Origin of the sequence: Mycobacterium sp. (assembly GCF_049585075.1) — a bacterium.
Classification (GTDB): domain Bacteria; phylum Actinomycetota; class Actinomycetes; order Mycobacteriales; family Mycobacteriaceae; genus Mycobacterium.
This window is the reverse complement of sequence record NZ_JBAUZA010000134.1, coordinates 1-7,429: the sequence shown is the minus strand read 5'-3', so window position 1 is coordinate 7,429 and position 7,429 is coordinate 1. Positions and strand designations below refer to the sequence as shown.

Annotated in this window: 9 protein-coding genes; 8 read left to right on the top strand and 1 reads right to left on the bottom strand. The window is 65.7% G+C overall.

Annotated features, from left to right (window positions below):
- Positions 1 to 67: 67 nt before the first annotated feature.
- From WB785_RS06290 to rraA, 5 genes are all read left to right on the top strand, one after another.
- Positions 68 to 724: a DUF6474 family protein gene (locus WB785_RS06290; RefSeq protein WP_424077908.1), complete on the top strand. Its 657-nt coding sequence runs from the start codon at positions 68 to 70 to the stop codon at positions 722 to 724.
- Between the two features lie 43 nt (positions 725 to 767).
- Complete coding sequence (locus WB785_RS06285; protein ID WP_424077907.1) at positions 768 to 1,463, top strand: YcnI family protein; 696 nt, start codon at positions 768 to 770, stop codon at positions 1,461 to 1,463.
- Between the two features lie 14 nt (positions 1,464 to 1,477).
- Positions 1,478 to 1,975: a copper resistance CopC family protein gene (locus WB785_RS06280; protein WP_424077905.1), complete on the top strand. Its 498-nt coding sequence runs from the start codon at positions 1,478 to 1,480 to the stop codon at positions 1,973 to 1,975.
- Positions 1,976 to 2,197: 222 nt separating this feature from the next.
- Positions 2,198 to 2,635, top strand: coding sequence for a nucleoid-structuring protein H-NS (locus WB785_RS06275; protein WP_424077904.1), 438 nt, complete (start codon positions 2,198 to 2,200; stop codon positions 2,633 to 2,635).
- 9 nt (positions 2,636 to 2,644) lie between these two features.
- A complete protein-coding gene (gene rraA, locus WB785_RS06270) occupies positions 2,645 to 3,136 on the top strand; it encodes a ribonuclease E activity regulator RraA (RefSeq protein WP_424077903.1) in 492 nt (163 codons plus the stop codon).
- Here the strand turns inward: rraA and WB785_RS06265 are convergent.
- Positions 3,133 to 4,602 (bottom strand): flavin-containing monooxygenase, encoded by a 1,470-nt coding sequence (locus tag WB785_RS06265; RefSeq protein ID WP_424077902.1) that lies wholly within the window; start codon positions 4,600 to 4,602, stop codon positions 3,133 to 3,135. The genes rraA and WB785_RS06265 overlap by 4 nt on opposite strands.
- Before the next feature lie 76 nt (positions 4,603 to 4,678).
- Here WB785_RS06265 and WB785_RS06260 point away from each other — a divergent pair, with 76 nt between their 5' ends.
- The 3 genes from WB785_RS06260 to WB785_RS06250 all read left to right on the top strand — a co-directional run.
- On the top strand, positions 4,679 to 5,320 hold the full coding sequence (locus WB785_RS06260; protein ID WP_424077909.1) for a TetR/AcrR family transcriptional regulator: 642 nt from the start codon (positions 4,679 to 4,681) through the stop codon (positions 5,318 to 5,320).
- Positions 5,321 to 5,342: 22 nt separating this feature from the next.
- Positions 5,343 to 6,551: a DNA polymerase IV gene (gene dinB / locus WB785_RS06255; RefSeq protein ID WP_424077900.1), complete on the top strand. Its 1,209-nt coding sequence runs from the start codon at positions 5,343 to 5,345 to the stop codon at positions 6,549 to 6,551.
- Between the two features lie 69 nt (positions 6,552 to 6,620).
- A partial coding sequence (locus tag WB785_RS06250) for an SdpI family protein (protein ID WP_424077899.1) occupies positions 6,621 to 7,429 on the top strand: 809 nt, incomplete at its 3' end.

Sequence of the window (7,429 nt, the reverse complement as noted above, 5' to 3'; positions counted from 1 at the left end):
GGGTTGGCCCATCGATGCCGCACAGGCACCGCGCTAGTCGACGAGATTCCGGGGCGGTAGTGCGCGAATGGGCCTGTTCGGCAAGCGAAAAACCCGCGCGACGCGTCGCGCCGAGGCCCGGGCGATCAAAACCCGAGCCAAACTCGAGGCGAAACTGGCCGCGAAAAACGAGGTGCGCCGGTTCAAAGCCGCGCAGCGCGCCGAGTCGAAGGCACTCAGGGACCAGCTGAAGGCGCAGCGTGACAGCGACCGGGCGGCGTTGAAGGTTGCCGAAACAAAACTCAAGGCGGCGCAGGAGGGCAAGTTGCTGTCACCGACGCGGATTCGCCGGATCCTGACGGTCTCTCGGTTGCTGGCCCCGATTGTGGTGCCGGTGGCCTATCGGGTGGCCATAGCTGCGCGCGGGCTGATCGACCAGCGGCGCGCTGACCAGCTCGGGGTGCCGTTGGCCCAGATCGGCAAATTTTCCGGGCACGGTGGCCGGCTGTCGGCCCGCATCGCCGGCGCCGAACAATCACTGCGCTCGGTGCAGGACAACAAACCCAAGGACGCCGAGACCAAGCAATTCGTGGCCGCGATTTCCGAACGCCTCACCGACTTGTCGGCGGCCATCACCGCTGCCGAGAACATGCCCGCCACCCGTCGCCGGGCCGCCCACGCCGCGATCTCCAGGCAACTTGACGAGGTCGAGGCCGATCTGATGGCGCGGCTTGGATTGACCTGACGTCGCCACCTGAGACAAACGGAGACAAAGGATTACCAATCGGATGACACGGCACCGCAGCCTGGTTTGGCGCGTCTTGATCTCGGCCGCCGCCACCACCGCGCTCTACCTCGGCTCGACCGCCGCCATCGCGCCGGCATCAGCTCACGTTCATGCCAGCAGCGACGACGCCATCCGCGGCGGCATGGCGATAGTCACCTTCCAGGTGCCCAATGAGTCCACTAAGGGGGCAGCGACGACCGCTTTCAGCGTCGATCTGTCCAATGTCACTTCGGTACAGACCGAAACCCAGCCGGGTTGGACGGCCAAACTCGACCGCGACTCGGCGTCGGGCACCGTCCACTCGGTCACCTGGACGGCAGACTCGAAAGGCGGCATCCCGGTCGATCAGTTCGGGATCTTCCGGATATCGGTGAAGCTGCCCGACACCGACACCGTCAGCTTCCCCGCGACCCAGACCTACGGCGATGGATCGGTGGTCAAGTGGGATCAGCCCCCACAGCCCGGCGGGGCCGAACCGAGCAATCCGGCGCCGGTGCTGACGCTGACCGAAGCGTCGGGGCCGCCGTCGACCCATCATGCGAACCCAAGCAGCACCACCGCGCCGACCGCCTCGGTCGCATCGCAGACGCAAAAGCCAAGAGCAACAGCCGATAACACCGCCCGGGTGCTCGGCGGAGTCGCCCTACTCCTCGGTGCGCTGGGTATCGGTGTCGCACTGGTGGCTCGACGGACATGAGCCGACGAGCACGCATGGCTGCGGTGAGTCTGCTCTTGGCGGCAATCGCCTTCGCCGCCACCTTGACTGCCGGAGCCGCGAGTGCGCACGCCGCCCGGGTGTCGACGGACCCCGCCGACAAGGCCGTTGTCAGTGCCGGTCCGTCGCACGTCAGCGCGGTCTTCAATGAGCAGCTGCAAACCACGTTCGCCGCAATGACAGTGGTCGGACCGGACGGCAACCTATGGTCTTTCGGGCAACCACAGGTGCAGGGCGCGGTGGTCAGCGTCGGCGTACGCCCGCTGGGACCGACTGGCGACTACACGGTGAATTACCGGGTGACGTCGGCAGACGGGCATGTGGTGACTGGATCGTGGTCGTTTCAGCTGACGACGCCGGGCACCGGCACACCCGGTCCGGCGGCGGAACCCCCGGCCAACTCCGGCGACGATGTCCCTATCTGGCCCTTCGCCGTCGGTGCGTTGGTACTGGTCGGCGGCGCGGTGCTGTGGCAGGCGCGTAATCGGCCCTGACTGCGCGGATTGGCGGCCCTGGCATGATGGATTCGACTGGTGGTCGGTGTAGGCGACGAGAAACTGCAAAGGAGCAGCCGAATGGCAGACCCGCAGGATCGACCGGACGACACAGCGGATTCCACACCAGAACACGCACCCGGCGCCAGCCCCCCACCGCCCGCTCCGCCCCCACCAGCGGCCGACGCAGCACCTCCAAAACCGCCGGAACAACCCGCGGAAATGTCACCGCCGCCGGCCAAGGCTCCGGATAAACCGGCGAAAAAGACGCCCGCCAAAAAGGCGGCCGCCAAGGCCGCGAAAGCGTCGAAGAAGGCGGCAGCTAAAAAGGCGGGCGCAAAAAAGGCGCCGGCCAAGAAAGCCGCCGCGAAGAAGGCGCCCGCCAAAAAGGCCGAGCCCGGTGCAGCCAAGCCGCTAATCCAACCGCCGCCGACGCCACCTCGCATCGAAACCAACGGCCAGCTTGCCGCAGCAGCGAAAGATGCTGCAGCACATGCGAAGTCGACGGTGGATGCGGCGAGAAACCCAGTCTCAGGGGACGCCGGCCTGTCCTCGGCTGGTCGTTCGCCAGTGCCTTTGGCCGTGGCGATCGTGATCAGTCTGCTGGCCTTGCTGTTGGTGCGCCAGCTTCGTCAACGGGGCGCCAATCGCGATGAATAGCATGGCCCGGTGACGGTGATGTTCCGGCCCACGGCCGACCTGGTCGACGATATCGGGCCCGAGGTACGTAGCTGTGATGTCCAGTTCCGTCAGTTCGGCGGGCGGACGCAATTCGCGGGCCCGATCAGCACGGTGCGCTGCTTGCAAGACAATGCGCTGTTGAAGTCGGTGCTCTCGGCGCCCGGCGACGGCGGTGTGCTGGTGATCGACGGCGAAGGCTCGTTGCATACCGCGCTGATCGGCGACGTCATCGCCGAGTTGGCCCGCTCGAACGGTTGGGCCGGGCTGGTGGTGCACGGCGCCGTCCGTGATGCCGCGGTCCTGCGCGAACTCGACCTCGGCATCAAGGCGCTCGGCACCAACCCTCGCAAGAGCAGCAAGACCGGCGCCGGCGAACGAAACGTCACGGTCAGCTTCGGCGGAGTGACTTTCGTACCGGGGGACATCGCTTACAGCGACGACGACGGGATCGTCGTCGTCGCCGCAGCAGCTACCGGCTAAACCATCAGGGCGGCAGGCTTTTTGGCGAACTGCAGGGCCTCGTCGTCGACCCGGCCACGCCGGATCAGCTGCAGGTCGAGCAGATAGTTCTGCTTGAGCCGCCACGGGCTGACCGAGCCGGCCTTCGGCAGGTAGTCCAATGCCCGCAACACGTAGCCAGGGGTGAAGTCCATCAGCGGACGCTCGTCCACCGAGTCGCCCGGATGTTGCGGCACCACGGTGTCGTAGCCATTCGCATCCATGTAGTTGAGCACCCGGCAGACGAACTCCGATACCAGGTCGGCCTTCAGCGTCCAGGATGCGTTGGTGTAGCCGATGGTGAACGCCATGTTCGGCATGTCGGTCAGCATCATGCCCTTGTAGGACATCAAGTCGTTGAGTTCTACGGGCATGCCGTTACGCCGAATCTTGGCGCCACCGAATAGCTGCCGGTTCAAACCCGTTGCGGGGATGATGATGTCGGCTTGCAGCTCGGTACCCGAGCTGAGCTTGATGCCGGTTTTGGTGAACCGGTCGATGGTGTCGGTGACGACGTCGGCCTGGCCCTTGCGGATGGTCTTGAACAAGTCGCCGTTGGGCGCCAAGCACAGGCGTTGGTCCCACACGTTATAGCTCGGGCCGAAATGCTTCTCCACGTCGTACCCGTCGGGCAGCCGTCGCTTGGCCATCGTCAGCAGGGTCTTGCGCATGTAGGCGGGGAATTTGCGGGCAAGCTGGTACTGCGCCGTGCTGAAACCGATTGCCTTCCAACGGTTCACGACGTGCGCGGCCCGGGCCGGCAACCACCGGTTGGCCCGCTCGGCGACGGGATCGATCAGCGGCAGCGAGCCGATGTAGGTCGGTGAGCGCTGCAGCATGGTGACGTGGCCGGCGCCGGAGTTCACCAATGCCGGGATCAGCGTGACCGCAGTGGCGCCGGATCCGATGACCACGACCTTCTTGCCTGCGTAGTCGAGGTCCTCCGGCCAGTGCTGGGGATGGATGATCGTGCCCTGGAAGTCTTCGGCGCCTTCGAATGTCGGCGAGTAGCCCTCGTCGTAGTTGTAGTAGCCGCTGCAGGCGAACAAGAACGAGCAGGTGATCTCGTCCTGTCGGCCGTCGTTGTCCACGGTGACGATCCATTGCTTGTCGGCGTCGGACCAATCGGCGGCCACCACCTGGTGGCGGTAACGGATGTGCCGGTCGATGCCGTTCTCCGCCGCGGCCTCCTTGATATAGGCCTTGATCGACGCGCCGTCGGCGATCGACTGAGCCGATTCCCACGGCTTGAACCGGAAGCCGAGCGTGAACATGTCCGAGTCGGAGCGGATGCCCGGGTAGCGGAACAAGTCCCAGGTTCCGCCGAGGTCGTCGCGGCGTTCCAGGACGGCGTAGCTCTTGGATGGGCAGCGGTCCTGCAGGTGCCAAGCGGCGCTGATACCGGAGATGCCGGCGCCCACGATGAGGACGTCGAGGTGTTCAGTCATGGCGCCACGCTATCAACAGTGTGTTGAGTGCGTCAACACCCTGTCGAATTTGTCAACACCGTGTAAAGTAACGGCCGTGACTACCGTCAGCTCCCCCCGCAGCTCGCGCGGGCGTCGCTCGGCCCGCCCGTCCGGCGACGACCGTGAGCAGGCGATTCTGGCGACAGCCGCGCGGCTTCTGGAAGAGCGCTCGTTTGCTGACATCTCCGTCGACGACCTGGCCAAGGGCGCGGGCCTGTCCCGACCGACCTTCTACTTCTATTTCAAGTCGAAAGAGGCGGTGCTGCTGGCGCTGCTCGAGCCGATGATCACGCGCGCAGACGCGGAATACGAAGGCGCGGCGCAACGGCTACCTGCGGATCCCCGACGTGTTTGGCGCGCCGGCATTAAAGCCTTTTTCGTCGCTTTCGACTCACATCGGGCGGTGGCCCGAGCCGGTGCGGAGGCGGTGGCAAGCAGCGCAGAGGTTCGGGCGGTGTGGTCAGGCTTCATGCAGAAGTGGATCGACCAGACGGCCGCGCTGATCAGCGCGGAACGCGCGCGCGGCGCGGCGCCGGAGACCATTCCGGCGGTGGACCTTGCCACCTCGCTGAATCTGATGAACGAACGCACCATGATGGCCGCCCTGTCTGCTGAGCAACCGGCCGTCGACCATGACCGCGTCGTCGACACCCTTGCCCACATCTGGGTCACCAGCATCTACGGGCAATCTAGCTAACGTCAGCGGTCGGTGCGAACATATGTTCGTGCGGACCGACGCATCCATCCTCCACGCGGACCTCGACTCGTTCTACGCGTCGGTCGAACAACGCGATGACCCGGCCCTGCGTGGCCGGCCGGTGATCGTCGGCGGCGGAGTGGTGCTGGCGGCCAGCTATGAAGCCAAGACCTACGGTGTGCGCACCGCGATGGGCGGTGCGCAGGCCCGCCGGCTGTGCCCGCACGCCGCGGTGGTCCCGCCCCGGATGGCCGCATACACGCAGGCCAGCGACGCGGTGTTCGAGGTCTTCCGCGACACCACTCCCCAGGTCGAAGCGCTGTCGGTGGACGAGGCCTTCCTGGACGTCGGCGGACTGCGCCGGGTCTCCGGAACACCGGTGCAGATTGCGGATCGACTGCGCAGCCAGGTACGTCGACGCGTCGGGCTGCCGATCACCGTCGGGATCGCACGGACGAAATTCCTCGCCAAAGTCGCCAGCCAGGAAGCCAAGCCGGACGGGCTGCTGCTAGTCCAACCTGGCCGAGAGCTGGCCTTCTTACATCCGCTGCCGGTGCGCCGGCTGTGGAGCGTCGGTGCGGTGACCGCCGAGAGGCTGCATGCCCACGGCATCGAAACCGTCGCCGACGTTGCCGAGCTCAGCGAGTCGATGCTGGCCTCGTTGGTCGGCGGGGCGATGGGCGCCCGGCTGTATGCGCTGGCCCGCAATGTCGATGCGCGGCGGGTTTCCACGGGCGTTCGCCGGCGTTCGGTGGGCGCGCAGCGCGCGCTTGGCCGCGCGGGCAACACCATGTCACCGGCTGAGGTCGACGCGGTGGTGATCAACCTGATCGACCGCATCACCGGACGGATGCGGGCCGCCGGGCGCACCGGGCGCACCGTCACATTGCGGTTGCGGTTCAACGACTTTGGCCGGGCCACCCGATCGCACACGTTGCCGTGGGCCACGTCCTCGACGCAAACCATCCTCGCCACCGCGCGGCACTTGGTCGCGTCCGCTGCACCGCTGACCGTCGAGCGTGGTTTGACGCTGGTCGGGTTCGCCGTTTCGGAGATCGACCGCAGCGGCGCCGAGCAGCTGATGCTGCCGTTCACCAGGGCGCAAAGCCACCCCGCGGCCGTTGACGCGGCGGTCGACCGGGTGCGTAGCCGCTATGGCCGATCGGCGCTCACCCGCGGAGTGCTGGTCGGCCGCGATCCCGACCTGGAAATGCCGCATCTACCCGACTAGAGGTGTTGTCGCGATTCAGCGAACAAATTAGCGGTCAGCGAGGTCGCCGCGGCTTGTCATAATTTCACAATGACTGCGCCTGCCAACCGTGCGACGACGATCGCCGGGTGGTTTACCGCGGTGGTTTTGTGCGCGGTGACGACACTCGTTCTGCTTATCTTCATCGACGGCTACGTCCTGGCGATGCATCATCGGCTGCCGCCCAATGGCACATTCGGGTTTCGCGATGAGACGACACTTTCCTGCCTGTCGGCATGGTATGCCGGGCAGAAAGCAGGGTTCACCTGGTTCCTGTTCGCCGGTGGCCCGCTACTGGGTTTCAACATCGCGTCTTGCGTTTCCGCGGCGATAAAGCGGCGTTCACCATCGGAGGTTGCCGCGATGTCCATGGTGACGCTGTTGCTCGTAGGCGTCGTCGCTGTGATCGCTGGAATACACGCCGACAGCGTCGCCCGTGCCGTCGACAAGGCCAGCTGCTCTCCCCCTCCCCTTCAGCAATTCGCGCCGAGCTTCAATGTCCCCCACCATCTCGGCGCTACGTTGGCGGCGGCGTCCTTCGCGTTCGTGCAGATCCTCACCGGGGTGCTGCTCATCCGTAACTGGTCACGCGCTGCTAACGGAAAGCTTCAGCGCAATCCCTATCTCGGCATCCGCACCCCGTCGACGATGCGCAGCGAGCAAGCATGGGTGGCCGGCAACCGCGCCGCGTTACGCCTGGTGCCGCTGTATCTGCTCACCGGCGTCGTCACAGTCCTCGCGCTGCTCGCCGTCGCAATGCTTACCTCAACAACCATCGTGATAGTCACCGGAATCTGTTGCCTTGCCGTCTTTTTCGCGCTGATCATTTACACCGCGGCCTTCGCCAGCCGGTTCGCGAG

Bases quoted from the DNA above. Each gene is read 5' to 3' on its own strand.
- WB785_RS06265 (WP_424077902.1), bottom strand. From the start codon at position 4,602: ATGACTGAACACCTCGACGTCCTCATCGTGGGCGCCGGCATCTCCGGT.
- WB785_RS06285 (WP_424077907.1), top strand. From the start codon at position 768: ATGACACGGCACCGCAGCCTGGTTTGGCGCGTCTTGATCTCGGCCGCC.
- WB785_RS06275 (WP_424077904.1), top strand. From the start codon at position 2,198: ATGTCACCGCCGCCGGCCAAGGCTCCGGATAAACCGGCGAAAAAGACG.
- WB785_RS06290 (WP_424077908.1), top strand. From the start codon at position 68: ATGGGCCTGTTCGGCAAGCGAAAAACCCGCGCGACGCGTCGCGCCGAG.
- WB785_RS06280 (WP_424077905.1), top strand. From the start codon at position 1,478: ATGGCTGCGGTGAGTCTGCTCTTGGCGGCAATCGCCTTCGCCGCCACC.
- dinB (WP_424077900.1), top strand. From the start codon at position 5,343: ATGTTCGTGCGGACCGACGCATCCATCCTCCACGCGGACCTCGACTCG.